The 23,502-nt window shown below is 58.2% G+C and carries 26 protein-coding genes, 1 tRNA gene, 1 other RNA gene and 1 pseudogene; 13 read left to right on the plus strand and 16 right to left on the minus strand.

The genetic code is table 11. The features are described 5' to 3' along the window. Positions 1 to 82 precede the first annotated feature (82 nt). Both E5K03_RS08625 and E5K03_RS08630 read right to left on the minus strand, forming a co-directional pair. Positions 83 to 763, minus strand: coding sequence for a DUF7546 family protein (locus tag E5K03_RS08625; RefSeq protein WP_138006456.1), 681 nt, complete (start codon positions 761 to 763; stop codon positions 83 to 85). 18 nt (positions 764 to 781) lie between these two features. Further along, positions 782 to 2,143, minus strand: coding sequence for a heme o synthase (locus E5K03_RS08630; RefSeq protein ID WP_240729983.1), 1,362 nt, complete (start codon positions 2,141 to 2,143; stop codon positions 782 to 784). 208 nt (positions 2,144 to 2,351) lie between these two features. Here E5K03_RS08630 and coxB point away from each other — a divergent pair, with 208 nt between their 5' ends. Beyond that, on the plus strand, positions 2,352 to 3,059 hold the full coding sequence (gene coxB / locus E5K03_RS08635) for a cytochrome c oxidase subunit II (protein WP_138006457.1): 708 nt from the start codon (positions 2,352 to 2,354) through the stop codon (positions 3,057 to 3,059). A 117-nt stretch (positions 3,060 to 3,176) separates the two neighbouring features. Here coxB and E5K03_RS08640 read toward each other — a convergent pair whose 3' ends face one another. Further along, on the minus strand, positions 3,177 to 3,647 hold the full coding sequence (locus E5K03_RS08640; protein WP_138006458.1) for an adenylyltransferase/cytidyltransferase family protein: 471 nt from the start codon (positions 3,645 to 3,647) through the stop codon (positions 3,177 to 3,179). Continuing rightward, positions 3,644 to 4,120 carry a Mov34/MPN/PAD-1 family protein gene (locus E5K03_RS08645; protein WP_137198287.1) on the minus strand — a complete coding sequence of 159 codons (477 nt, stop codon included), beginning with the start codon at positions 4,118 to 4,120 and terminating at the stop codon, positions 3,644 to 3,646. The genes E5K03_RS08640 and E5K03_RS08645 overlap by 4 nt, the downstream gene beginning before the upstream one ends. 128 nt (positions 4,121 to 4,248) lie before the next feature. Here E5K03_RS08645 and E5K03_RS08650 point away from each other — a divergent pair, with 128 nt between their 5' ends. Then, a complete protein-coding gene (locus E5K03_RS08650) occupies positions 4,249 to 6,150 on the plus strand; it encodes a DHH family phosphoesterase (protein ID WP_138006459.1) in 1,902 nt (633 codons plus the stop codon). 71 nt (positions 6,151 to 6,221) lie between these two features. Here E5K03_RS08650 and E5K03_RS08655 read toward each other — a convergent pair whose 3' ends face one another. From E5K03_RS08655 to E5K03_RS17190, 3 genes are all read right to left on the minus strand, one after another. Then, positions 6,222 to 7,928 carry a phospholipase D-like domain-containing protein gene (locus tag E5K03_RS08655; RefSeq protein ID WP_138006460.1) on the minus strand — a complete coding sequence of 569 codons (1,707 nt, stop codon included), beginning with the start codon at positions 7,926 to 7,928 and terminating at the stop codon, positions 6,222 to 6,224. Between the two features lie 36 nt (positions 7,929 to 7,964). Then, complete coding sequence (locus E5K03_RS08660; RefSeq protein WP_138006461.1) at positions 7,965 to 9,260, minus strand: HEAT repeat domain-containing protein; 1,296 nt, start codon at positions 9,258 to 9,260, stop codon at positions 7,965 to 7,967. A gap of 105 nt (positions 9,261 to 9,365) precedes the next feature. After that, complete coding sequence (locus tag E5K03_RS17190; protein ID WP_171006644.1) at positions 9,366 to 9,521, minus strand: hypothetical protein; 156 nt, start codon at positions 9,519 to 9,521, stop codon at positions 9,366 to 9,368. A 128-nt stretch (positions 9,522 to 9,649) separates the two neighbouring features. Here E5K03_RS17190 and E5K03_RS08665 point away from each other — a divergent pair, with 128 nt between their 5' ends. Further along, entirely contained in the window at positions 9,650 to 10,738 is a 1,089-nt protein-coding gene (locus E5K03_RS08665; RefSeq protein WP_138006462.1) for an NADH:flavin oxidoreductase/NADH oxidase, read from the plus strand. A 44-nt stretch (positions 10,739 to 10,782) separates the two neighbouring features. On the opposite strand, the gene E5K03_RS08670 is transcribed toward E5K03_RS08665, so the two are convergent. Beyond that, positions 10,783 to 11,133 carry a thioredoxin family protein gene (locus tag E5K03_RS08670; RefSeq protein WP_138006463.1) on the minus strand — a complete coding sequence of 117 codons (351 nt, stop codon included), beginning with the start codon at positions 11,131 to 11,133 and terminating at the stop codon, positions 10,783 to 10,785. A 178-nt stretch (positions 11,134 to 11,311) separates the two neighbouring features. Here E5K03_RS08670 and E5K03_RS08675 point away from each other — a divergent pair, with 178 nt between their 5' ends. Further along, positions 11,312 to 12,196 (plus strand): DUF7547 family protein, encoded by an 885-nt coding sequence (locus tag E5K03_RS08675; protein ID WP_138006464.1) that lies wholly within the window; start codon positions 11,312 to 11,314, stop codon positions 12,194 to 12,196. Between the two features lie 36 nt (positions 12,197 to 12,232). Here E5K03_RS08675 and E5K03_RS08680 read toward each other — a convergent pair whose 3' ends face one another. Beyond that, positions 12,233 to 12,616, minus strand: coding sequence for a Zn-ribbon domain-containing OB-fold protein (locus tag E5K03_RS08680; protein WP_138006465.1), 384 nt, complete (start codon positions 12,614 to 12,616; stop codon positions 12,233 to 12,235). Beyond that, positions 12,616 to 13,767, minus strand: coding sequence for a thiolase family protein (locus tag E5K03_RS08685; protein ID WP_138006466.1), 1,152 nt, complete (start codon positions 13,765 to 13,767; stop codon positions 12,616 to 12,618). The genes E5K03_RS08680 and E5K03_RS08685 overlap by 1 nt, the downstream gene beginning before the upstream one ends. 122 nt (positions 13,768 to 13,889) lie before the next feature. Here E5K03_RS08685 and E5K03_RS08690 point away from each other — a divergent pair, with 122 nt between their 5' ends. Both E5K03_RS08690 and ffs read left to right on the plus strand, forming a co-directional pair. Continuing rightward, positions 13,890 to 14,306: a DUF7548 family protein gene (locus E5K03_RS08690; RefSeq protein ID WP_138006467.1), complete on the plus strand. Its 417-nt coding sequence runs from the start codon at positions 13,890 to 13,892 to the stop codon at positions 14,304 to 14,306. A 167-nt stretch (positions 14,307 to 14,473) separates the two neighbouring features. Further along, positions 14,474 to 14,786, plus strand: an RNA gene (gene ffs, locus E5K03_RS08695) — signal recognition particle sRNA. 73 nt (positions 14,787 to 14,859) lie between these two features. Here ffs and E5K03_RS08700 read toward each other — a convergent pair. After that, entirely contained in the window at positions 14,860 to 16,362 is a 1,503-nt protein-coding gene (locus tag E5K03_RS08700) for an RAD55 family ATPase (protein ID WP_138006468.1), read from the minus strand. A 157-nt stretch (positions 16,363 to 16,519) separates the two neighbouring features. On the opposite strand from E5K03_RS08700, the gene E5K03_RS08705 reads away from it, so the two are divergent. Then, entirely contained in the window at positions 16,520 to 16,795 is a 276-nt protein-coding gene (locus tag E5K03_RS08705) for a DUF7111 family protein (RefSeq protein WP_138006469.1), read from the plus strand. 92 nt (positions 16,796 to 16,887) lie between these two features. On the opposite strand, the gene E5K03_RS08710 is transcribed toward E5K03_RS08705, so the two are convergent. After that, entirely contained in the window at positions 16,888 to 17,601 is a 714-nt protein-coding gene (locus tag E5K03_RS08710; RefSeq protein WP_138006470.1) for a protein sorting system archaetidylserine synthase, read from the minus strand. Between the two features lie 109 nt (positions 17,602 to 17,710). Here E5K03_RS08710 and E5K03_RS08715 point away from each other — a divergent pair, with 109 nt between their 5' ends. Beyond that, positions 17,711 to 18,127: a cupredoxin domain-containing protein gene (locus tag E5K03_RS08715; protein WP_138006471.1), complete on the plus strand. Its 417-nt coding sequence runs from the start codon at positions 17,711 to 17,713 to the stop codon at positions 18,125 to 18,127. A 40-nt stretch (positions 18,128 to 18,167) separates the two neighbouring features. Here E5K03_RS08715 and E5K03_RS08720 read toward each other — a convergent pair whose 3' ends face one another. The 4 genes from E5K03_RS08720 to E5K03_RS08735 are packed head-to-tail and all read right to left on the minus strand — an operon-like array spanning position 18,168 to position 20,849. Next, positions 18,168 to 18,809, minus strand: a complete 642-nt coding sequence (locus E5K03_RS08720) for a 30S ribosomal protein S3ae (RefSeq protein ID WP_138006472.1) — start codon at positions 18,807 to 18,809, stop codon at positions 18,168 to 18,170. Beyond that, positions 18,802 to 19,131, minus strand: coding sequence for a KEOPS complex subunit Pcc1 (locus E5K03_RS08725; protein WP_240729982.1), 330 nt, complete (start codon positions 19,129 to 19,131; stop codon positions 18,802 to 18,804). The genes E5K03_RS08720 and E5K03_RS08725 overlap by 8 nt, the downstream gene beginning before the upstream one ends. Then, complete coding sequence (locus E5K03_RS08730) at positions 19,128 to 20,351, minus strand: exonuclease RecJ (protein ID WP_138006473.1); 1,224 nt, start codon at positions 20,349 to 20,351, stop codon at positions 19,128 to 19,130. The genes E5K03_RS08725 and E5K03_RS08730 overlap by 4 nt, the downstream gene beginning before the upstream one ends. A gap of 33 nt (positions 20,352 to 20,384) precedes the next feature. After that, positions 20,385 to 20,849: a 30S ribosomal protein S15 gene (locus E5K03_RS08735; RefSeq protein ID WP_138006474.1), complete on the minus strand. Its 465-nt coding sequence runs from the start codon at positions 20,847 to 20,849 to the stop codon at positions 20,385 to 20,387. A 275-nt stretch (positions 20,850 to 21,124) separates the two neighbouring features. Here E5K03_RS08735 and E5K03_RS08740 point away from each other — a divergent pair. The 5 genes and pseudogenes from E5K03_RS08740 (at position 21,125) to E5K03_RS08755 (ending at position 22,803) form a co-directional block, all read left to right on the plus strand. After that, positions 21,125 to 21,196: transfer RNA gene (locus tag E5K03_RS08740), tRNA-Ala, on the plus strand. Between the two features lie 455 nt (positions 21,197 to 21,651). Beyond that, positions 21,652 to 21,936: a hypothetical protein gene (locus E5K03_RS08745; protein ID WP_138006475.1), complete on the plus strand. Its 285-nt coding sequence runs from the start codon at positions 21,652 to 21,654 to the stop codon at positions 21,934 to 21,936. After that, positions 21,936 to 22,241 carry a GAF domain-containing protein gene (locus tag E5K03_RS17905; protein WP_394343973.1) on the plus strand — a complete coding sequence of 102 codons (306 nt, stop codon included), beginning with the start codon at positions 21,936 to 21,938 and terminating at the stop codon, positions 22,239 to 22,241. The genes E5K03_RS08745 and E5K03_RS17905 overlap by 1 nt, the downstream gene beginning before the upstream one ends. Further along, a pseudogene (locus tag E5K03_RS17695) lies at positions 22,177 to 22,332 on the plus strand (histidine kinase dimerization/phospho-acceptor domain-containing protein); the annotation flags it as partial. The gene E5K03_RS17905 and the pseudogene E5K03_RS17695, both read left to right, overlap by 65 nt. Further along, positions 22,315 to 22,803 (plus strand): sensor histidine kinase, encoded by a 489-nt coding sequence (locus E5K03_RS08755; protein ID WP_265338721.1) that lies wholly within the window; start codon positions 22,315 to 22,317, stop codon positions 22,801 to 22,803. The pseudogene E5K03_RS17695 and the gene E5K03_RS08755, both read left to right, overlap by 18 nt. Positions 22,804 to 23,502: the final 699 nt, after the last annotated feature.

A 23,502-nucleotide genomic window follows, 5' to 3' on the forward strand; every position in this document is an offset into this window, starting at 1 on the left:
CTGGCGTTTGCCGTGGTCGATAAAATACCCCGCGATCCCGGCGAGCGAGAGTGCGGTCACCAGCCGGGCAGTCGGTCGGCGCTCAGCGACCGCCAAGCATCGACGTTAGCGTGGGCCGCCAGTACAACAACACGACAGTAAGCAGGAACACTGCGGTTGAGAGCTCATAAGAGAGCTCCAGCGCCGAGGCAGCCACGATCGACCCGCCGCCAAAGAGCGTCGAGCCGACAACCGCGATCACCGGCCACGAACAGGAGATGCAGGTAAACAACCCGAGGACGCCGGCTTTCGCAGAGCCCGCAGTATCGACGATCGCCGCATAGACGAGCCACGCAAGCGCGATGTAGCCGAGCACATACGCCGGCAACAAAGTGATGTTGACGTAGTAGCCGCTGTACAGCGGAGCAGGCCCCCAGCCTGGCGGCAAGATCGCGAGCCGAAAGCCGGTCGCCGCCTCGCCAACCCCCGCACTCACGAGACCGCCAGCGACTGCGAGCAAGAGAAAATATCCAGCCGAAAGTGCGATCGCTCGACGGCGAAGGCGATCGGTCGGCGGTTCGACATTGACTGTCGACAGCACCCAGACGGCGACGTTGATCCAGACCAGTCCCAGGAGCAAGAACCCGTACGATTGGATTTCGCCATCAGTGTACAGAACGTAGCCGAGGACAGCTAACAGCTGGGTGTTGAGAAACAGCGTCCAATACAGCGCCCGTGTGCTCGGGATCGGGATCGAGAACGCAGCCGAATCAGAGTGTGCCATGAGCAAAGTGCGTACGGTTCAGAACGCGAGTCCTTCGAGCACGATCGCGAGCAACACGACGCCGAGGTAGGCGTTCGACGCGTGAAACGCCCGAAACGCCGCGCGTTCGGTCTGTTCGTAGTGCAACCGGATAACCGCCCAGAGGAACACTGTCCCGACAAGGACCCCGCTGACGCCGTAGAACCACCCGAGCGTCCCTGAAGTCGCGAGTACTGCTGCGGCGATGAGCGTTGCGCCGAGATACCAGACGATGTGTCGCCGCGTCGTCGTCTCCCCACGGACGACTGGCATCATCGGGAAGCCGCCGCGCTCGTAGTCCTCTTTGTACGCTAACGCGAGATTGTAAAAGTGCGCGGGCGTCCACAGGAAGATCACCGTTGCGAGCCCCAGTCCGCCGAGCCCGATCTCACCGGTAACCGCGGCCCAGCCGATAAGCGCTGGCAGCGCCCCAGCCGCCCCGCCGAGCACTGTGTTCTGGACGGTGTTCGGTTTCAGGATGAGCGTATAGATGACGCTGTAAAAGGCGATCGCAACGAGTCCCAAGACCGCGGCGAGCAGGTTGATCGTCGCGAACAACCCCACAGAAATGACGGTCAACGCCAGCCCGAACGCGATCGCATTTCGAACGGGGATTAGATCGGTGACGATCGGTCGATCACTTGTCCGCGCCATCCGTCGATCGACATCGCGCTCGAGGACGTGATTGAATGTTCCGGATGCACCGATCGCGAGTGAGCCACCTATCAGTGTCGCGGCCACCGTGTAGACGGTGAGTCCTGGCCCGCCTGCCAGCGCCATCGCGGCCGCGGCGACGAGACAAAGCAGCCACATCAGCCGCGGCTTCATGAGTCTGAAGTACGCCGCCGCAGTCTGTTTGACACGATCGAGGCCGGTTGCGGTCTCGGCGATCGATGGGCCGGTTGGTTCGGAACTGGCGATTGGCTCGGCGGGTTCGGACGGGGTTCCAGTTGGTGTTTCGTCTGGATCGCCGGTGTCGGCCTCCAGTTGCCACGCGAGCGCAGCCAGGAGCGTCCCGAAGATGACGATCCCAACCGCGAGGTGGAGCCACGAGAGGGTGGGCGGCACAATCGCAATCGCTGTTGCCGCGCCGATCGCAGCCTGAATCGGGTAGAGGGCGAGCGCGATCGTTGTTGCTGTTTTGACGCGTCGCTCAGTGTGGCCTTGCCAGGCGAGCACCGCAGCGAGAAGCACCGTGAGGCCGACGAGCGCTGCCGCGATCCGGTGGCCGATCGCGATCGCACCCGCGGTGGTTGTCGGCAGGGACCACCCGTCACCACAGGCCGGCCAGCCCGAGCAGGCCGCTGCGGCGTCAGTGAGCGAGGTGACTGCACCAACAACGAGGAGCAAATACACCCCCATCGCGGCGGCCGCAAGCACGCCAGGGAAGCGTTGCGGTTGCTTCGATCGCTCCTGCGTGTGATCAGAATTCACTATCAGTGGTTTGGGAACCGCGCTATTTATCTCCCGCGTTTGTTGCGTCAGTGACCTGCCTGCAGTCGGTGGATCGATGACTGGCGATCGATCGAGTCAGTAGGTATTTAGGTGCCGATTTCTAAGGGTCGATAACATGAGTGCAAAGCGCGTCCTATTCGGCTCGTTGCTGGCGATTCTCGCGCTCGCCGCGCTTGCCCAGCCGGCAGTTGCGCAGTCCACGTCTGCGGAGCTAATCAACGAACTGGACAATAAGCTACTGTTTGTCGCCGTTCCCGTAACGCTCGTCACCCAGTTTTTCCTCCTGTATGCGGTGTTGAAATTCCGTAACAACGACGACCCGAAGCCGACCAAAGAGAACCGTCGTCTCGAATTGACTTGGACCGTCGCAACCGCCGTCATCTTGCTTTTTGTCGGTGCCGCCTCCTACGGCGTCATGGCGAACGAAGCCGTCACCTACTCCGGCGACGAGGTTGCGCCCGATGAGAACGACGTACTCATCGAAGCTGAGGCCTACCAGTGGGGCTGGAATATGTACTACCCAGAACACGACCTCGAAGTCGGCGCTGACGAAATCGTGGTCCCTGAAGGCCAAGATGTGTACTTCAGAGTATACAGCGACGACGTGATACACGGATTCCACGTGCCCGAACTCGGGTTGAAGACCGACGCCTTCCCCGATCAGACTTCCGTGGTTATGACTGAGACGAACGAACAGGGCACGTACCAAGGCTACTGTTCGGAATACTGTGGCCTTGCGCACTCGCAGATGTACTTCTCAATCGAAGTCGTGAGCCAAGAAGAGTACGACCAGTGGCTTGACGAACAGCTTGAAGACGAGTAGCTCAAAGGCATATCGCTGAAACCTGAGCTGACTGGATCGATCGCCGTTGTTTTTTATAAATCCGATAGAATTGGGCAGCCACTGGTACTCAACAATACCGAGACTTACGAACCTGATTCAGTCACTCCGCCGTTCAAGTATTCGATCGATAATTTTGCCAGTCGAGAGAATCTCGTCCTCATACGCGCGCTCACGCGGACCGGCCCGTTCGATCGTACAACTGATGCCCCGATCGGCCAGCGCAGCGGCGATTGATTCGGGATCGTGGTGCTGGTCGTGTCCGAGGACGATAACGTCAGGATCGATCTGCTCGATCGGGATAAAAATGTCTTCGGTGTGGCCGAGGTGTGCTTCGTCGACGATCGACAGCGCGTCGACCATCTCACGGCGCTGGCGGTCCGAAATAATTGGTTTTGACTTGTGGGTGACGTTTTCGCGCCGGGCGATGATAACGTGGAGTTCGTCACCGTAGGCGGCCGCCTCCTCAAGATAGTGAACGTGTCCGGGATGAAGAATGTCAAACGTGCCCTGTGCGACAACGCGAGCGGGACTTTTGTCCGGCCGATCGCCGTCTGTCCCGCCGGTCATAGCTCGCGATCGATATCTTCTTGGGTAAAATCGAAGAACTGCTCTTCTGGAAGCTCAACATCAAGGACGTCGAGCGATCGGGGCTCGCCGTGGCTATCAAATGCCTTCCAGTCGCCCCAGCCGTATGGCGCACCAATGATGATGTGAACGTTCCCCTTCGTGAATGTTCCAAGGTCAGCATTGCTCGGCCGGAGCACACCGTTCGGATGTGAGTGCACTGATCCGACCGCCTTGATGTCATTCGGGACCAGATTCGACTGAACTGTCGCGCTGACGGGGTTCGACTGGGTCCCAGGGATGACGAGCACATCCGTGATGACCTGCCCTTTTCGATCGAGCCCCAGCGTTCGGGAATCCTGCGCGCGGAGAAAGCCCATGTACTCGTTCGGGTGCGTCTCCTCGGAGGCCTCGAGCGCGAATCTGAGCGTGTCGCGCGCGATACCGAGGATCTCGCTCGATCGAAACAGGCGCATACAGGGTTTCGGTTCGGGCAGTGCCTAAGGCTTCCGGAACGACTGAACGAAACCGACCGAAGGAGGCTGATCGGTCGTGCCGATCGGAGATAACAAGCTTAACACGTTGGTCCGTCTTAGCTGTGCCCATGACAGCTAACTTCGCCGGGGATTCCGGCGCTGGAGACGATACGCGGCCGATCGTCTTCGACCTCGCTCCCGAATGCGGCCTCGATACAGTCGAAGAAGGAGCCAACTACCACGCAGTGGTAAATGGGGTCGTCGACTACGGCGTGTTCGTCGACATCTCCGACTCGGTCTCTGGACTCGTTCACGAAAGTGCGCTTCCAACGACCTACACGGTCGGCGATCGTCTCGTCGTCCGTCTCGAAGAGGTCAAAGCCAACGGTGACCTTTCGTTTTCGGTCCCGGACCTCGATGCGTACACCACTGAACCGATCGATCATCAGCCATCGATCGACACTGTCGCGTCGCTGGCCGCAGGAACTGAGGCGACCATCGAAGGCGAGATCGTTCAGATCAAACAGACCGCAGGCCCGACCCTCTTTCATGTTAGCGACACAACCGGTATCGTCATCTGTGCGGCCTTCGAGGACGCCGGTGTTCGGGCGTACCCAGACGTTGCGATCGGAAATATGGTCCGTGTTAGCGGACGGATTACGACTCACGACAGCGCAATACAGCTCGAAGCCGAGTCAATGGACGCATTGACCGGCGAAGCAGAGAATCGCGCACGCGAGGAGCGTGAGGCCTCGATCGAAGAACGAGCCAGCCCTGACGACATTGAACCGTTGATCGACTGGCCGGCGTTCGAGCCGATTCACGAAGAACTCCGATCGGTTGCCACGATGCTTCGACAGACTATCTTCGAAGGACGTCCAATCAGAGCGCGACACCACGCCGATGGCGACGGAATGTGTGCGTCGATTCCGCTTCAGCTCGCGATCGAAAATCTGATCGCCTCAGTTCATCGCGACAGCGACGCACCACAGCATCTGTTCAAACGGCTTCCGAGTAAGGCTCCGTTCTACGAGATGGAAGACGTAACACGGGATCTCAACTTCGCATTAGAAGGGCAGGCACGACACGGCCAGAAGCTCCCGTTGTTGTTGATGCTCGACAACGGCTCGACTGAAGAGGACGTGCCGGCCTACGAGAACCTCGCACACTACGATATTCCAATCGCTGTTATCGACCACCACCATCCTGATCCGGAGGCTGTCGAGCCGCTACTCGACGCGCACGTGAACCCCTACCTGCACGGTGAGGACTACCGAATCACGACCGGCATGATGTGTGTCGAACTTGCGCGACTCATCGATCCGTCGATCACCGAGGATCTCGAACACGTCCCTGCAGTGGCAGGGCTTTCGGACCGATCGAAGGCCGACGCAATGACGAAGTATCTCGACCTCGCTGCGGACGCAGGCTACAGCCGATCGCACATCGAGGATATCGGCGAAGCGCTCGATTACGCCGCACATTGGCTACGATACAATGACGGCAAAGCGCTCGTCAATGATGCGCTGGATGTCGACTGCGACGATCCAGATCGTCACCATGAACTCGTTGAGTTCCTCTCGACGCGGGCGGCACGAGATGTCGATCGCCAGCTCAACGCGCTCGAACCCCACGTCGAACACGAACGGCTCGACTCTGGTGCGCATTTGTACCGGATCGATCTGGACGACTTCGCCCACCGATTCACCTACCCTGCGCCCGGGAAGACGACCGGAAACCTTCACGATCGGAAGGTCAAAGAAACTGGCGAGCCGGTCATCACGATCGGCTACGGCCCTGACTTTGCGGTGCTTCGATCCGACGGCGTCCGTCTCGATATCCCGAATATGGTCACAGAACTGAACCAAGAACTGCCCGGATCGGGCGTCTCCGGCGGCGGTCATCTCGTTGTCGGCTCGATCAAATTTGTCAAAGGCCGACGCGCGGCAGTGATCGACTCGCTCGTCGAGAAAATGGCAAACGCTGAACTCGACGAAGAGCTGACGACGACACTGACGATCGAAGACTGAACGGATACGCGGCGGTCAAAACCCGTCGGTCATTTTCTACGACGATCAGTTCGCGACATTCTACGTGCAGATCACTCTGCGAACGTGAGGCGTTTTCGCGCAGCGACTAGGGTGATCGTGGCAACCGCGCCGACAAGTACGACCAAACCGACCCGTTGATACTCGAATGAATCGTCCGACTGTTGTTCGAAATCACTATCGAACACGCCGCGATAATACGCTGCCGCGTCGGATGAGTTGATCGCCACCGCAACTTCTCGATTATTTTGTGCGGCGTTGTCGTTCCAATTCATACTGCCGAGAATCACCGTGTCGTCGGCGATCACCCCCTTTGCGTGGATGCGGCGGTAGTGATCGCCAGACTCGTCGACGCGCATCTCGAAGGATAGCTCTCGATCCGCAGCGTAGCCGTTGAGTTCTTCGGCTAGCGCGCGGTTTTGATCAATATCATACCACGCGTCCGAGACGAGTATCCGGACAGAGACACCACGCTCTGCCGCGCGCAAGGCAGCATCGGTAAACGCCTGATCTGGCCCATCGATCGACGGCTGGATAACCTCGACACGTGAGTCAGCGGCCTCAATTCGATCGATAACTGCGTTTTCAGCGTTTCCGGGGGCAGTCAGCACCGTTACGTTTGCCCCGTCAGTCTGCTGTGGCCGATGATTAGTTGGATAATCGCCAACCGCCGGGCGTTGGTCCGTCGTTTCGATCCGGGTTCGGTACTGCTCCCACGAGGTCGTGTCTTCCCACCCGCCGTCGTGACGAAACACGGCAGCTAGTTCCTCGGCAGTCTCTGGGGAGTCCACAACCACGCCCCACCCACGGCTTGCATTACCGCCCGTCCCAGACGGCTTCCAGTTTTCGGTGAGAACGATCGCCCGATCGTCGACCACCGCGTACTTTGGATGATGGAACGCGAAGCGTCGCTTTTCGCCTTCGATAACCTGCACATCTACGCCGTTTTCGATCAGCCTGTCGAGTACGGCTGCCTGGCGATCGCTAATGCCACCAACGGGTTCTCCTTCGAGCACTACCCGGACGTCGACGTCTCGTTCGTGTGCGTCGATAATCGCCGTTGCGACTCGCTCCGAAGAGAGCGTATATCCACCAACGTACACCCGATCGGTCGCCGATTCGATCGGTTCGATCGCTGCTTCGGGCGAGTCCGGGAGGACGAACGTGGTGATTGTGGCCGATCCTGTCGGCGCCGCACTACGGAGATTGAGCCCAATTGGAACCCAGTGAGGGTCCGCGCTTTTGACCCACCGTGAGCCCTCTGGGGCACGGCCGTAGGTTACCTCGTCGATGATTGATCCGTTCTGTTCGAGGCGAATCGTCTCACCGCCCTGTGAGAGCCGAAAGCCATCCGGCGCATCAATCACCGGGACGTCAGTGAGTGTGCGTGCAACGGTTGGATCGGGACTGATCGCGATCGGCCCGCTGTGGTTTTTCGGGAGCGGTAGGCTCACCGTGTTGTCCCGAACTGTCCAGTTTCCTTCATCTGTTATTGAGACAACGAGAAATTCGCCCTCGTTCCCGTGGCGGTAGGTGTTTGGGTAGAGTTCGAGAATTCCCGGCTCTGCGGCGGTCGTGTTCGACTCGGTCGTTGCGTTGGCGTGTTCACTATCGTGTATAAACGCATTGTGTGGGTGCGCTGGATTTGCGTCGTGGTTGAGGTCGGAGTCGGGACTCGCTGCACCGATCGGTGAAACAGCGGCTCCGAGCAATACACAGACGATCGCGATCGATCGAAGCGCGTCCCAGGTTCGTGACACGCAATCGCTGGGGTCGGCTTTGTATAAAAAGGTGGTTCAGGCGGACGCAGCAGCGGCGTTGAGCTCTTCGGTGGCTTTCTGGATCTCTGTGTCGACGATGAATGCGCTGTCAGATTCAAGATCGACGACCCGTTCAAGCGCGCGCTTGGTGCCGATCTGTCGGAGCGCCCACGCGGCACTCGCGCGGACGTTGTCGTTCTCGTCAGTACGGAGGGTATCCGCGAGCGGATCGATCGCTCGCGTGTCGCCAATCAACCCGAGTGCACGGGCCGCGTGCGGCCTGACGTTTCCGTTATCCATGACGAGTTTGTCCGCGAGTGGTTGGGTCGCCGATGCGTCGCCAATCTCGCCGAGGGCTTTGAACGTCACCTTCTGTAAGGCGGGATTAGAATCCTCATCGACATACTCGACGAGTGTCTCGACAGCGTCCTCTGCACCCATTTTGCCGAGGATTCGGATCGCCGGCTTGTCGCGTTTGTTCGCTCGCTGGAGCATCGTCTCGATCGCCTCGTCGGTCGCCGCGCGCTTGCCCATCCGCTCGAGCGCTTCGAGACAGTGACGCTCCATGAAATCCGACTGGAAGCTCTCGAGCGCGAGGAGGATCATCTCGACGTTCCCACGGGACTCGTATTCTTTGAGCGCAGACCACTCGGGGGGATAGTCCTTGTAGTGACCCAATATGTCGTAAAATCCCTGTGCCTGAAGCTGTTCGCGGGTTTCGAGGTCGTCCCACTCTTCGGCAGCCTCAAGATCGTCTTCGAGGGTTCCGGTGGCCTCGAGTAGTGATGCGATCGTTTCGGTGTCCTCGTCAGCGTCGAGATCAGCCGCCTCGATCGCGTCGACTGCGCTCGAAAGCACCTCGTCTGTCGCCGCAAGCGAAGAGACATCCGTCTCGATTGAGGCGTCGAGGGTCTCCTCAATCTCGGCCGCGAATGTCGCTACTGCCGCGATGACTTCGTCCTCGCCAGTGTCCGTCCAGCGAGTATCGGTGATAGTTTCGGCGGCCGATTCAACAGCTTCGATCGCCTCAGAGGCGTATGGGCCGCGCTGGGATTCAAGTTCATCGCGGAGTTCAGAGAGGCGTTCGTCGAGTGCCTCCGCAGGGGACTGTTCGTCCTCGTCGTCCGGTTCGGGCAGGTCCGCGGCCTCAATGTCGGTCTCGATTTCGTCGAGGTCCGCTTCGATCGCGTCGAGGTCAGCCTCGGTCTCGGCAGCCTCGAGCGCCGCCTCGGCGTCGTCGAGCCGCTCGGTGAGGTCCTCCTCGGTGATCGCTTCGGTGGCCGAATCAGATTCATCCTCGGCCGGCGTCTCCTCGTCGTCGCCGTTGCTCATATGTACACACGTCGGCGCGATACTCCTAAGAGCGTTTCCCTTTCGCAGCGATACAAGCGAGACAGAACAGCCGATTCAGCGCTCTACTGATCCGAACACAGCGAGTTACCGCCAGAGTTCGACAGTAAAGTCCGTCGAAATCCAGCCGTCGCAGTTTCCTTCTTCAGTAAAGACAGTTCGATCCGGCGAGGACCGAAGCGCGGAGACACAGGGGGGTTCCTCGGCGGTATCACCGACAGTTCCAGCATGTCGAGCAGCCATACTTGAGCTTAGGCGACCCTAAAGTTATATAGGTTTTGGTTGACCTAAGCCAGACCGAGGGTCTGCGATCGCCGGCAAGGCCCTCCGGGGACCGCAGCGGTATACCCACGAGGGATCTATCGCAGGTAATGACGGAGACGCTTTTTGACCCGATCACGCTGGCCGACACACACGTTCGAAACCGGATTACCGTTTCGCCGATGTGTCAGTACTCTGCCGAGGAGGGAATTGCGACAGAGTGGCACCGTGTCCACCTCGGAAGCCGCGCAGTTGGCGGGGCGGGGATCGTCCTTAGTGAGGCAACCGCAGTCACGCCTGAAGGACGGATTTCCCCGCAAGATCTCGGGATCTGGAGCGACGAGCACGCCGAAGCGCTCGAACCGATCACGTCGTTCATTCGCTCACAGGGCAGCGTTCCGGGTATTCAACTCGCCCACGCGGGCCGAAAGGCGGGCACGTATCGTCCCTGGGAAGCCGAGAGCGGTCCGATTCCGCTGGAGGAAGGCGGCTGGGTGCCAATCGGGCCGAGCGATCAACCATATCCCTACGAGGGTAGCGATCGCGGCGTCACGAAGCTGAGCCTCAAAGATATTGAGGACCTGATCGACGACTTTACCGCGGCCGCGAGGCGATCGCTCGACGCGGGATTCGAGATCGCAGAGGTACACGCCGCCCACGGCTACCTGTTGCACGAGTTCCTGTCGCCGATCGCGAACGATCGCGAGGACGACTACGGCGGAAGCTTCGAGAATCGAGTTCGTCTCCTCGAGGAGGTTACTGCGGCGGTTAGAGATATTTGGCCCGACGATAAGCCGGTGTTCGTTCGGATCTCCGCAACCGACTGGATCGACGATCGCCCGTCGTGGGATCTCGAACAGTCTGTACGCCTCGCCGACCGGCTGTGCGACCTCAGAGTGGACTTGATTGACGTGAGCTCAGCGGGCATCCATCCGGATCAAAATATCACGAATACCGGTCCGGGCTATCAGGTGGAGTTCGCTGAACGGATCAACGCTGAAACTGACATTGCCGTCGGAGCGGTTGGTGGGATCACCGACGCGACACATGCGGATGCGATCGTCAGGAACGGCCGCGCTGATCTTGCAATTGTCGGCCGTGAACACCTCCGAGATCCCTATTTTGCGCTGCATGCGGCGGACGAGCTCGGGGTTGATGTCGAGTGGCCGCCGCAGTACCGCCGCGCGAAGCCGCGGTGAGCCGCGATAAGCGATCGCCGTGTTTCCCTCTCAACCTGCGTCCGCTATTCGAGGTGATCCTCAATCCACGCCGTGAGATCGTCTCCCGAAATAAATCCCTCCGCACGTGTGGCCGCGATCTCCCCGTCGATGACCAGTACGAACATGGGGACGCTTGTAACGGTGAACCGATCGATGAACTGCGGATCGCCGCGGGCGTTTGCCGTCGCGACGGGAATATCGACTGCCTTGGCTACGTTTGCCACAACCGGTTCCATGCTCGAGCAGATGCCACACCCCTCGGTGTACAGTTCGAGCAGGGCCGTCCCGTGTCGATCGATGAACGACTCCCAGCCTGCAACGTCTGCGATCGCCGTCGGCCGAGTGCTGTCGGGTGTCGATGACTGTTGTTCCATTATCTAGACTACGCGTTCACGTAATAAATATATTGTGTATTTCTCACAAGACCGTCTGCTGGGCATGCTTTGTCATCACTCACCGGCACTCACCCACAACCGATCGGCACCCTCCACTGCCGAACTCGGTCGACCATCCGTCACCACGCTTAACCACAATCCGGTCCTAACAGAGTGTATGAGTTCTCGTTCGCCCCGTGACGACGAGTTGGCCGATCGCCTCGACGAGTTAGAAGAGACGCTTTCAGCGCTTCGCAGCGAACTCCGATCGGATTCTGCCCGCCGACCGCCGCGGCCACCCTCATTAGGCGAGCTGCTTCGGTTTACCGAGCAGTACACCATTCCAACGCTTATCGCGATGCTAGAAGCGACGATCAAGTCGCTTGAACTGCTCCGGCGGACGATGCGGCTGGCGGATCCAAAACGGGCAGTCCGCGAGGAGACGTCTGGAGCGCGAACAGAGCTCGATCGCCTCGGTTCACAGGCCAGCGAAGAGCTGGCTCGTGGGCTTTCTGAGCTCCGAACCGCTCTTTCGGAGGCAAATCTTCCGGAAAACCCCGAATCGCGTCGACTGGTCGAAGACGCACGATCGCTCACCCGCGAGATCGAAGATCGAATCCGTGAGGCCGAAGGCGACGTCCGAGCGAGTCGCGATCGAACAAAGCGCGATCAACCAACACAGTCAACCAACGAGATCGATCGATCCCGAACGCGCGACAGCGATGGCGGCGTCTTCATTGACGTCACCGACGACGACAAGGCTGCCAATTCCACAGAGACTGATGGGAGTAGCGGATCGAACGACGAACAGTTGGACGATCCGACAGCGATCGATGTCGACGCTGAGCTGGAGGCCATCAAGCAGGATCTCGACCCGGAGGAAGATGTCGACGAGGACGACTCAGGGAGGTCTGAGAGCCAAGACGAGGCCAGCGCGGACTCCCACGGAGCTGATCAAGATGAGACTGGCGAGACCGAGGGGGCTGATGAGACTGGCGAGAATGATGCGGCTGCTGAGAGTGGTAAGAATGATGAGACTCCTGACGATCGGAAAACAGAGTAACGCGTAACGCAAACAGTCGATCCTGGGTCGCAGCTGCTATTTGTCGTCCACTGGACGGAGCCGGTAGCCGTCCCACGCCTGACTTTCGGGTTCTCTGATTCCCGCGTCAGGATCTCGGAGTTCGTTAACGTACACCGCTTCGACACGATCGCCGATCGCAACGTCGTCAGTCGTGAGCTGTCCGATCGCCCGGACCGGTTCACCGTCAACATCGAACTCGACGATTGCGAGGTGATTCGGTGCGCGTACGCCCGGTGGGGTCGCCGTGGACGTCGTCCACGTGATGATCTCGGCATTATAATCGCTGAGGTCGATCGTCGATTCTGCCTCGCTGCCGTCTGGGCCGCGCGGGTGTGGTGGGTACGTGATCGATCCGTCGCCGTACACCGCGGCTTCCATGGGTGGATGCTCGTCGGTCATTAGTGTGCCTCCATGATCGTCGTCGTAACACAGTTGCCGAACCCACCGACGTTACACGCGAGGCCAACGTCGGCGTCGACCTGGCGGTTCCCTGCGGTGCGGGTGAGCTGTGCGTAGATCTCATACACCTGTGCGACACCGCTTGCGCCGAGCGGATGGCCCTTCGATTTGAGTCCGCCTGAGGTGTTGATCGGCAACTCGCCGTCGCGATCGGTCCGTCCCTCTTCGACGGCCTTCCACCCGGTTCCTTTCTCGAAAAACCCAAGATCCTCTGACTGGAGGAACTCGAGAATAGTGAACATATCGTGGAGTTCGGCGATGTCCATGTCGTCGGGGTCCATATCAGCCATCTCGTAGGCGATCTGGCTCGAATCGACGACACCGCCCATTGTCGTCGGATCCGCGCGCTCGTGAACGACGTGGGTGTCTGTCGCGCCGCCAATCCCCTCAATCGTTACATAGTCGTCGGTGTACTCGCGGGCGATCGACTCCGGACAGAACATGAGCGCTGCTGAGCCGTCGGTAATCGGACAGAAGTCGTACAGCCGGAGTGGGTCAGCGACGATCGGCGAGTCGAGCACGGTGTCGAGGTCGACTTCCTTTTGGAACTGTGCATGTGGATTGTCGACGCCGTTTGCGTGGTTCTTGACGGCGACCTTCCCAAGGCTCTCTCTCGGTGCGTCGTAGGTGTCCAGATACAGCCGAGCGGTGAGTCCTGCAAACGACGGGAGGGTGACGCCGTGTTTGTACTCAACGGGGTGAGTCAGCGACGCGATCACGTCCGTCGCCTCTGCGGTCGATCGGTGGGTCATCTTTTCTCCGCCAACAAGCATCGTCATGTCAGACGCTCCTGAGGCAACCGATTGCCAGGCGGCGTAGACGCCCGCCCCGCCAGATGAGCTGGTCTGGTCAATCCGGGCAGTGTACGCCGGCATCGCGGCTAGGTCGTGCGCGAGAGCATTCGGGATCCCGGTTTGGCCCTCGAACTCCCCGCTTGCCATGTTCGAAACGTACAGGTGGTCGATCGCCGTCGGTTCGACTCCCGCATCGTCGAGACACGCGAGTCCGGCCTCCGAGAGTAGCTCTCGGACCCAAGCGTCTCGTTGCCCGAACTGGGTCATCGACGCGCCAATGAGTGCAACGCGTTCCATAGCGAACCCGCGTCTGCCATCGGTTTACCCGTTTCGACTTTTTGTAGTAATGCGCCCGAGTGACCGTGCCCGCGGCCGAAACGACCGGTATTTAACACCGATCGAGTTCAAGAGCATGTACGATGGATCTCGCCCGGATTGTGCCGTACATCGGTGCGGTGTCGTGTCTCGTTCTTGCGATCGTGCTGTCGGCTCCATACCTGCTTGTCAACTCCGAAGCCATGTTGCTCGGGTCATACTATGGGGCTGGGCCAGTCGGCATTGCCGGTGCCGTGTTCCTGTCGCTTTTGGGCGTCGTAATTTTTCTCTCCGGCGAGCGTGGCCAGGCCGACCCAGAGCTCATTGCGGGAATCATGGCTGTCGTCGGCGTTGTCCTCTTTGGTATGACGGTGTTGTGGGCAGTGAGCATTACCGATACGATCGTGTTTAGTTTTCCGTCCGAATACTCGTGGATCGAGTATCATCCCATGTTGAGCGCGGGCACGTCAGCGATCGTCGCCGCGACCGGCGGACTCTACGCGTGGGCTGTCCTCCGGTAGTAGCCCCATGGAGTCGGTAGACTACAGTGAGGAGTGCTTGAACGCAGCTGATAGCAGGCTTTTATCAGCCGTAACTGGCCGATTGCACCCTGACGACCGGGGGCGGACGATCGCCGGACGAGAAGGTGGCGAGTCGAAAGGCCCTTATGTGACTCGGGTGTACAATCTGACGGACTAGGCCGGGCAGTTAGGCCCTGCTCGAAACCCGCCATAGAGTCTTTAGCGGGGGCCGAACGCCCTGGGCGTCCGGTCAGACCGACGCGGGCCCCAACAGCCAACAGAGAAGCCTCGTCCGACGGGGACAGCGGTCCGGCGGCCGCGTCCGAAGGGACGCTTGTCGCCGGTTCGCCGGCGGTATTGGGTCAGGCACGGAAGTGAGCAGCCCACCACCGGACGTGCGTCGCTCGTCGGGTCGCGGGGTGGAGGAGGCAACTGGGACTACCCACGTCGGCACGCCGGGCAACCTCGGCGACGTCCACATTCATACGACATTTCCTTTTACAGCCGTAGGCTCGACTAATTGATCACTCCGCCAGATACGGGTTATCCTATATCACTCTGACGCATACGGGTTCTTGGGTGTTTGTGGCGGATTTTGTACTCTGATATATGGCGGCTCACTGATGTATTCAACGAGTGATGTACTGCCAACAAATCCGCACGGTGATTTTGGGAGAGAAAGATACTGCAGCCCATCAGGCTTAATCCAAGTTTTCAGAATTTGTTCGGCAGCATCGCCGTAGAACGCGTTAATTTGATCATCGACAACGCTTGCATTCGTAACATGAATCAACATATCATCCGGAGTGAGCCAGTAGGTTTCATGATATCGGAATCGACGAGCGTCTGCCGCACCAAGGGCGTGGATCACTGCGTCAGCATTGATCAAACAGAACTGTTTTTTATCAGAATCGCGTCGGATTGACCCCATTACATTAATGAGTTCATCCGCAGTCCCTTGGGGTCCATAGACGTTGTCGACCGTCTGGTCCCACGCACCAATGAGATCAACAACATGGAGTCTCTCAGTTTCGAGCAGTTCCTCTAAAGAGATATCATGGCTTGCAAGCAGCGCCTCAACGCGGGTTTGTCTGAGTTCGATCGTCGGGACCAGCACTATCGAATAACCGTTTCTAATCGCGAAAGCAAGCAGTTGACTAAAGAAGGCACCGAGATTAGCACGGCCATCGTGCTCGAGAAGAACACCTGAACCACGGACAATACCGCCGCCTGCGAGGTTATCAAGCCCTTCGATCCCAACCGGTTCGTGGGCGTGATTTTTCAATTCGGGTGGTTGTGACCGCCGACTCGGTGCGCCTCTGAGGCCTTCTGGGGTAAATTCAATCTCGACCCGTCGGCGATCGTGATCGACTCCACGCATCTTTTTAATCGAAAGATAACGATGTGGATCGTTGTTCACCAACTCGCGATCGAGTTCGATGACGCCGTGGGTCGTAAACTGGAGGACGCTGGTGTGACCATATGTGTCCTGATCTCCATGATTTTCTGCGGTCAACAGTGCGGTTGCCTCAAGTTCATCGGTAAAAAATCGAATCAGATCGAGTGCGATCCGCCGATACCGGTCTGGCCCGTCGGTTATTGTCGCAAGTCCTGAAGCACTGTCCAACACGATACGGTCACACGGTTGATACCGTTGTAAGTGCTCGTGAATATACTGGCTGGTGAACGGGATATTAAATCCCTCTCCAAACCGCTCACCATCATTTAGTGTTTGCAGGACGAACTGCTCACCGTCTTCCAGTGTTTCTCCTGGCGTCGCATGGATGGAGGCAAACATGAGATTTTCATGCGCCAGATCAAACTCGAAACTGGCGAACGAATCTGTGAGCTCTTCTATTGTCTGTTCAGTACTGATGTAGAGACACCGATCGCCTGTATCTAATCCGGCTTGCAGAAACTGCATCGCAAGTGTTGATTTACCAGTCCCTGGACCGCCACTGACAAGAGTTCCACGACGATACGGAAGGCCGCCATCTAACATTGTATCGAGAACTGTAACGCCCGTAGAGATTTGTTCCGGTGGCTCCGGGGACATGTATAATGTGGTAACATGACTCGATTAACTTAAAATGGGTGCAGAAACTATCAACACTAATATTTACACAGACCACGACGTACATGGGGATCGATATTTGACAGCTACGCAGGTATCGAACCGACAGTTTCGATTACGTTGAGTACGTACCCATGGTATGACCGACTCTACGGAAACCACCGGGCAGATTGATTCAACGTACACCGAACGCGACGGTGAGCGAGTGTTGTCTTTCTCGGGTCAAAATGGATCGGCTGCGATCGCCCAGAACATCGACGGGTACGCGATGGTGAAGGTCAGACCGACTCCAGACGGCGACGAACTCGAACGCTACTACGGTTTTGACATGGCGCTCGATCATGTTGCGGAGCTACTCGGCGTGTCTGTTGACGACCTGCCGATCCCTGAGTCAGCCGCAGACATGGGGATGTGAGTGACGCAACTGTCCCACTGACCGTCACAATCGACGTTTGAGCGCTCCCAATTGGGGCGTTTCGACGCGAGTACCGTCGACCAACTCCAAAGTCACGAGCGTCGTCTGAGTGGGCCCCAGTTCAGCCCGTCGCGCCAGTAGTAGATTGGCGACAAAGAAAGATACGCGAGCGAAAGTACCAACAGCGCAACTGCGAAGTCCCGTCCAACCCAGCCGGGTGCAACGACTGCGACCGCTTGGACAACACCCATCACCAGTGCGTCCTGTGTGTGAAGATCGGGGTACGTCAGCGTCGATACCATGAGTCCAGCGAGCAATCCGGTGAGCGCGAGCAAGAACCACGGGTCGGTGTAGCCCGCGAGCACGCTGGCCGCAAGGATCGTCGCCGCGAGCGTAGTCGGTGCGCCTGCAGTCTGTTTGACATCAGTATCATACGCCGTATAGAGGCCGAGCCGCGTGACCGCCATCGCGACAAACAGCGCGCCGATCGCCAACCCCATCGCAACCATCCCTGGCTCCGTCTGTGGGTCCCACGTGTCGAAGGTCACTGCTGCGACCAATATCGCCGGAGCCATCCCGAACGAGGCGACGTCCGCAAGCGAATCGAGGTACGGTCCTGCGGCCGTTCCGCCTCTGCGTCGTGCGATCACCCCGTCGAGCCCGTCGGCGATCGCGCCCAACAAAATAAGTCGCGAGGCGAGCCCCGTATCGACGATCGCAACAGCACCGGCAAGAAAGCCAAGCGCCGCATTACCGACCGTCACCGCGTCGGCGAGCCCAAGGCGTCCCAGGAACCGAGGCTTCATACCTCCGCCGATGGACACGATCGATTTACGTGTTGTTATCCAGTGCGACAAAGCCCGGCCAGTGAGAACAATCGGATACCATAAATTTCTCCGACTCTTAGCCATCTGTATGGATCGACGCCGGTTTTTGCAGGGGATGGGAGGGACGGCAATCGTGTCGGTCACCGGCTGTGTGACGCTTCTCGATGGTGATGACGACTACGACATCGGCATGACCGCGAGTGCGTATACGCCGGACCAATTCACAATCGAAGTGGGCGACACTGTTGTCTGGGAGAACACAAGCACGCGAGCACACACGGTGACTGCCTACGGCTCACGGATTCCTGAGGATGCGGCGTTCTTTGCAACAGGTGACTTTTCAAACACGCAAGATGCCCGGGATGCATGGGCCGAGGATGGTTCCGGTGGAATCGATAACAGCGAACAGTTCTCCCACACGTTCGAGGTACCCGGCGAATTTCCGTACGTCTGTATCCCCCACGAGCAGGGTGGAATGATCGGCGAGATTCTCGTCGAAGAATGATGTCAAAAAATGAATGTCTCGATCGTCGATAGCGAGCGTATTACTCGTCGACGGCGACGTCGGATTCGTCAACGTCAACGGCTGCTTCCTCCTCTGCAGCAACCTCAGACGGTCGCGCACGGAGGCTCAACTTTTTGATCTCGACGCGGCGAAGCGGGTAGATCGTCTTTGCTTCGCCGTAGATCGCCGAGGAGAGTCGTCCCTCGATTACGCTATCGACGAACTGTTCGAAGGTCCGCTCGGTGCCGGCCTCCTTGACGAGGTCGATCATGACGCGGCGGATCGCCGCCTCTTGGCTCCGATCGGCCTTCTTCGTCGTGAACGCCACCGGCTGCACCTGCAGACGGTAGTCGTCCTGTGTCAAGACCGTAATGCTCGCGTCGACCTTCGACGCACCGCGGCGGACGAGGCTGCGGAGATAATCACGGGTGAGTTCGTGTTGGACGAACTCAGTGTAGGCACTGTCGCTACCGACATCTGTGATCTTGAACGTAAGCTTCGTGTTGTTCGCACCGGCGTCACCGCCGAGTTCACCAAGCGTCGTTTCAATCGTTCGACCAAGGACTTGGTCGGGCTCTTCTGCGACGGTTTCACCGAGTTCCTCGCGATCGAACTGCTCGGGCGCGAGTACGGTGTACCATCGCTTTCCGCGTTTCTGTCGTGATACTGATCGTTCACTCATGGGTTTCGTATGTGTTGTTGGGTTGGTTGTCAGTCGGTGCTCCGTTCTCGTTGTGTGCCCCCACAGGCCTCGCGTGTAGCCGTGCAGTCGCTGCGACCGTTTCGGCGACGCCCAAGTTGACAAGGTAGTCGTCAACGGTCGAGGCAAGTCCGCCAGTCGTGTCACGTTCGATCGCGGTCCGAACGCAGCCACTGGCAGCGTCGGTACGGATCGATGAGGTGTTGTCCGGCCGAAGCGCGGCCGCAACCGTCACAGGATCGTCGCTTGGCGTCTCGATCGTTGCCGACCGCCCTCCGTCCGTCGGTCGCACAGGTTCGCTCATGCGATCGCCTCCCGAAGTGCAGCAATGAGGTCGCTGCTTCGGTCTGACTCTGTGTCGATTCTGGCCACTGCCGCCGTTTCTGAGCCGGCCGCGTTGCCGTCGATTGACGTCGCAGCAGATCGCAGCGCCTCGACGGCGTCGATCGGACCATCCGAGTAAACCGCTGCGTGCTGGCGACCATCGATCGGCGATCCCTCGATCGCTACCACGATCGGTTCCGGCGAGATCGATGTCCGTGCCAGGCGAGCGATTGTCGGCAACGTTTTCGGGTCGTCGAGGGCTGCACGCAAGACAAACAGGCCGTCGTATCGGCCCGTGTGTCCGGACTCAATCGCGGCGTGGGCCCCTGTCGCGATCGATCGCCAGCGTTCGAGTCCATTTGATCGAATCCCGTCGCTGGCGGGCGAGAGCCCGATCGCGAGTGTCATTCCTGGGTACGCGGGTGCGAGCGTCGCGAGTACATCGGCAAAGCCGCCGATCGTCGCGAATGGATGCTCGACGGTCGCGTACGGGTACAGCGCACTACCGATCGATTCCGCCGATCGTGCGGGGGAATCAACAGTTGTTCGATCGGTGACCGCAAGGCTAACCCGACTCGCTAGCCGGGTCCACGCATCCCGGTCAGGCTCGGCAGGCAGATCCAACGCCGCGAGTAGCGACGTTGTCGCCGCCTCGTCCCCCGAAAACGGCGCGTGAAACAGCGTCGCGTGTGCGAGGCCATCTGTGAGATCGCGCGTCGCAATCGAAACGCCCGGACGACGCACGATCGCCTCTTGTTCTTCGATGAGCGATCGGGCCGCTCCGGGGGCGGAATCTACTCCACCGGCGGCGAAGCTTCCAGCGAGCGTTCGAATCGGATCGGGCTCGACCCCAAGTGACTGGACGATCTCGAAGGCCGTCGCACTCGCAGGCGTCTCTGTTCTCAGCACTGCCAGGGTGTCGATCGATCCTCCGTAGGCGAGTGGACCGACGTAGACGTCGACTGTGTCATCTTCGGCTGGGGGATGATCTTCATCCACATCGACCGCGATAGGATCGATCGCTCGTGCGTGAAACGGCACGCCAACGGCGTCAAGGCCGTCGACGAGGACGCCAGCGGCGGCGATCGAATCCGCATCAGGTGCGACCCGCATCCGGACGAACGGCGCGCTCGCGAGTGCCTCAGCAACGCTGCTGGAGCCGTCGGGTTGCGTGCCGGTCGTCGAACGGGTGTCGGACATGTGCGAGTGCGAGTGCGTGTGGGTGTGTTCGGGTTACTCGAGGAGTCGAACGGCAGCCTCGTACGAGTAGCTGAAGTCCTCATCGAGGACGTCGCCACGGTAATAATTAACCAGGCGGCGAATCTTCGATTCGGTGTTCTGTAGGGCGCGTTTGTTCTGATGATCCTGGCCGTTTTCTGCGACGTGCTCGCGCAGTCGGATGGCCCGTTCCATCAGGTTTCGGAGGTCCTCAGGAATCTCCGGCTCAGCGTCGTGAGCTTCGAGTATCTCGGTAACCTTCTTGTCAGTCGCGAGCTTGACGTTCGGAATCGGGACACCTTTGACGCCTTCATCGCGCAGTTTGAGCCCGATGACGCTCGGGTCGTGGCCCTGTTCGGCGAGCTCGACGACGCGAGCCTCGATCTCCTCGGCATCTACGTCGCTCCACTCCGGGGGTTCGTCTGCCACCGGTCGGTCCGAACCGGACGAACCGCGGCGGCGGGTATGCATTCGTGCCATTGTTTGAATTGGAACGGCACAAGCCGCAAAACGACATGTTCGCCTGTCGAGACCCAACCGCGATCGGTTTCCGGCCGTTCGACAGGCGACGCACTATCGTAATCCCAAGCCCTCGTGGGCGAGTCAGAGTTACGACTGTGCTGTTCCCAGTCACGTGTGAGTTGTTCTGGGGTTTAACGGCTTTCATTTCGCAGGGGCGTGCAACTGGGTCACACCCGATCGCGATCGAGTCGAAGGGCTTAATATGTGGACAGGGGAAGAATCGGGTGCAGCAAGGGCCCGTAGATCAGGGGTAGATCACTCCCTTGGCATGGGAGAGGCCCCGGGTTCAAATCCCGGCGGGTCCACTTCACTTCGTTTTCGCTGACCTCAAACTCGTTCAGTGGCCCCGCCGACCTTCGCAAACCCTTCGGGTTTGCTCAGTCCCGGCGGGTCCATCGCAGCGATCGAGTTCTACTAGGAAACGAAAATGAACTAGCCGAGTGAAGCGTGGATTTGTTTCTACTGACGAGTTTTAATCAAGTTCGTGCTGATTCCTGGATTCTGGGAATTCCCGCCCTCAAATCCACCGCTCATCGAATGAAGGAAAGTCGGGAAAGCCGATCATTTTGCAAACAACCCACAGGCAGAAGACTACAATATACGCGAGGGATTTCGCCATTCACACACGAATACCCACGAAGTAGGATTCCGATAAAAACATTCACAACAAAAGCTATCTCCTAACATAAATTTACTATTAACATTTCATAATATTAAATACACTTAGTTACAATCCGGTACGTAGACAACGGGTTCGGGGATGGGAAACAACGAGGCACGAACGAGGGCCGACGAGCGAATTACCCGACTCCACGACGCCGTACCGGGGATGCAGTCAGCTTCCAGCGAGACAGCGATTTACGAAGCGATCGTCGAGACCGTGGTCAGCACGCTCGGATTTGATGCATGTGCAGTCTCCGTTCCAGACAACGGTGTGTTCGACGAACGAGTAGTGTCTGAGTCTGCTCCGTTCGATGAGGGAACCCGCTCGTTTCGAGTCGATGAAGTATTATCGGCACATCTTTCCAGAACGGTGAGAGTGTAATTGTTGAGAACGCGTTTGAAAATAGGGAGGCAAAACCGAGCGACCAGTCGATCGTATCGGGACTTACCGTTCCACTTGACGACAGAGGGGTGTTTCAGGGATACGCCTCAGAACCCGGGGCGTTCGACGAGCGCGATCTTAAAGTCACAGAGCTTCTCTGTGCCCACGCAACCGCAGCACTTGATCGTCTTGAAAAAGAGCAGGAGCTAAAACGAAAAAAACAACCAGCTTTCGCAGTGTGCCAACTTTGTCAGCCACGACCTCCGGAATCCGCTCGCCGTTGCCAAAGGTTATGTATCTCCTGAACGGGACGCAAACGACAGTGAGCAGCTCACAAAAGTGAGTCACGCGCTCGATCGGATGGAGACACTGATTGACGTGCTGTTGGCACTCGCACAAGCTGGGAGCCAGCTCAACGAAACCGAACCCACCGTTCTGGCTGCGCTTGCAGATACCTGCTGGCAAACCGTCGACACGGCCAACGCAACACTCACACTCCAGACCGAACAAACCGTCAACGCCGACCGAAACCGGCTCAAGCAACTATTCGAGAATCTCTTTCGGAACGCGATCGAACACGGTTCGACAGACGCCGATACACAGGGTCTAACGGAAGTAGGTAATAGCAATCCGAGCGTGACGATCGAGGTCGGTGATATAGCAGATAGTGGCTTTTATGTTGCCGACAATGGTCCTGGAATCCCAGAAGACGATCGAGCGAACGTTTTTGAGAGCGGCTACTCGACAGCTGAGGACGGTACTGGATACGGTCTAGCGATCGTCAAAGAGATCGTCGAGGCACATGGCTGGTCGGTGACTGTAACAACGAGCGAAGAAGGAGGCGCACGGTTCGAAATCAAAACGTAGCCCAGAGTCACGATCGACACGGTTGCAAATTCCAGTCGTTGAGAGATCTGATCTATAGGGGAATACATAGCACGTGAAATTCAGTCTGCAGTAGTTTCTTCGCCGGTATAAAGAAATAAAAAAATATACTTTTAGTATTTTCTTATATATTTGATATATTGAATTGGTTCGGATTTTGTTGTGTTTGTATCTGAGATTGAGACTGTGTCTCACCCAGACGCACTGCAACGGGTGTGGTCAGCTGCTAAGAGAGATGGCGTTGTCGGGGAGCGATGCGTATCCTTTGCACTAGGGATTGCTACGTGACGGCATCTACATTGTGATTCCCACAGTGGTCGATAACGGCTCCAGAAGGCATTATTTTGGTCGTCACTATTCAGACTTTGCACAGAGCAATTCGTATATTTCTGGATCAACAACGCGGTATATATGTTGCTGCTTGTCTGCGAGTTGGGCGACAAGGTCGTCGGGGGTGCTGTGATCATGATTTTGAGCTCAGGCATGTAGATTAGTTTTGTAGTCATGAGTATGGGCAGATGATCGAGCGTATTAGAGAAATATATCAATCTAAAATATTATACTGAGAAATGGTATATTTTGTCTATGGCCGAATACGAAGTTTACAAAAATCGTTGTCTCACTTCTCGTTCAACAGGAGCGACGTATCTGATCGATACTACTGCTGAGTCGTGGGGGTAG

The organism is Halalkalirubrum salinum, from assembly GCF_005543295.1.
Taxonomy (GTDB): domain Archaea; phylum Halobacteriota; class Halobacteria; order Halobacteriales; family Haloferacaceae; genus Halalkalirubrum; species Halalkalirubrum salinum.

What these genes read in the sequence shown, in the direction of transcription:
- E5K03_RS08680 (WP_138006465.1), bottom strand. Translation starts at nt 12,616, where the DNA reads ATGACCGACGAGCATCCACCCATGGAAGCCGCGGTGTACGGCGACGGA.
- E5K03_RS08660 (WP_138006461.1), bottom strand. Translation starts at nt 9,260, where the DNA reads ATGAGCAACGGCGACGACGAGGAGACGCCGGCCGAGGATGAATCTGAT.
- E5K03_RS08645 (WP_137198287.1), bottom strand. Translation starts at nt 4,120, where the DNA reads ATGCGCCTGTTTCGATCGAGCGAGATCCTCGGTATCGCGCGCGACACG.
- E5K03_RS08675 (WP_138006464.1), top strand. Translation starts at nt 11,312, where the DNA reads ATGAGTTCTCGTTCGCCCCGTGACGACGAGTTGGCCGATCGCCTCGAC.
- E5K03_RS08630 (WP_240729983.1), bottom strand. Translation starts at nt 2,143, where the DNA reads ATGGGGGTGTATTTGCTCCTCGTTGTTGGTGCAGTCACCTCGCTCACT.
- E5K03_RS08625 (WP_138006456.1), bottom strand. Translation starts at nt 763, where the DNA reads ATGGCACACTCTGATTCGGCTGCGTTCTCGATCCCGATCCCGAGCACA.
- E5K03_RS08640 (WP_138006458.1), bottom strand. Translation starts at nt 3,647, where the DNA reads ATGACCGGCGGGACAGACGGCGATCGGCCGGACAAAAGTCCCGCTCGC.
- E5K03_RS08705 (WP_138006469.1), top strand. Translation starts at nt 16,520, where the DNA reads ATGACCGACTCTACGGAAACCACCGGGCAGATTGATTCAACGTACACC.
- coxB (WP_138006457.1), top strand. Translation starts at nt 2,352, where the DNA reads ATGAGTGCAAAGCGCGTCCTATTCGGCTCGTTGCTGGCGATTCTCGCG.
- E5K03_RS08720 (WP_138006472.1), bottom strand. Translation starts at nt 18,809, where the DNA reads ATGAGTGAACGATCAGTATCACGACAGAAACGCGGAAAGCGATGGTAC.
- E5K03_RS08670 (WP_138006463.1), bottom strand. Translation starts at nt 11,133, where the DNA reads ATGGAACAACAGTCATCGACACCCGACAGCACTCGGCCGACGGCGATC.
- E5K03_RS08700 (WP_138006468.1), bottom strand. Translation starts at nt 16,362, where the DNA reads ATGTCCCCGGAGCCACCGGAACAAATCTCTACGGGCGTTACAGTTCTC.
- E5K03_RS08690 (WP_138006467.1), top strand. Translation starts at nt 13,890, where the DNA reads ATGGATCTCGCCCGGATTGTGCCGTACATCGGTGCGGTGTCGTGTCTC.
- E5K03_RS17190 (WP_171006644.1), bottom strand. Translation starts at nt 9,521, where the DNA reads ATGGCTGCTCGACATGCTGGAACTGTCGGTGATACCGCCGAGGAACCC.
- E5K03_RS08710 (WP_138006470.1), bottom strand. Translation starts at nt 17,601, where the DNA reads ATGAAGCCTCGGTTCCTGGGACGCCTTGGGCTCGCCGACGCGGTGACG.
- E5K03_RS08650 (WP_138006459.1), top strand. Translation starts at nt 4,249, where the DNA reads ATGACAGCTAACTTCGCCGGGGATTCCGGCGCTGGAGACGATACGCGG.
- E5K03_RS08685 (WP_138006466.1), bottom strand. Translation starts at nt 13,767, where the DNA reads ATGGAACGCGTTGCACTCATTGGCGCGTCGATGACCCAGTTCGGGCAA.
- E5K03_RS08730 (WP_138006473.1), bottom strand. Translation starts at nt 20,351, where the DNA reads ATGTCCGACACCCGTTCGACGACCGGCACGCAACCCGACGGCTCCAGC.
- E5K03_RS08745 (WP_138006475.1), top strand. Translation starts at nt 21,652, where the DNA reads ATGGGAAACAACGAGGCACGAACGAGGGCCGACGAGCGAATTACCCGA.
- E5K03_RS08715 (WP_138006471.1), top strand. Translation starts at nt 17,711, where the DNA reads ATGGATCGACGCCGGTTTTTGCAGGGGATGGGAGGGACGGCAATCGTG.
- E5K03_RS08665 (WP_138006462.1), top strand. Translation starts at nt 9,650, where the DNA reads ATGACGGAGACGCTTTTTGACCCGATCACGCTGGCCGACACACACGTT.
- E5K03_RS08725 (WP_240729982.1), bottom strand. Translation starts at nt 19,131, where the DNA reads ATGAGCGAACCTGTGCGACCGACGGACGGAGGGCGGTCGGCAACGATC.
- E5K03_RS08735 (WP_138006474.1), bottom strand. Translation starts at nt 20,849, where the DNA reads ATGGCACGAATGCATACCCGCCGCCGCGGTTCGTCCGGTTCGGACCGA.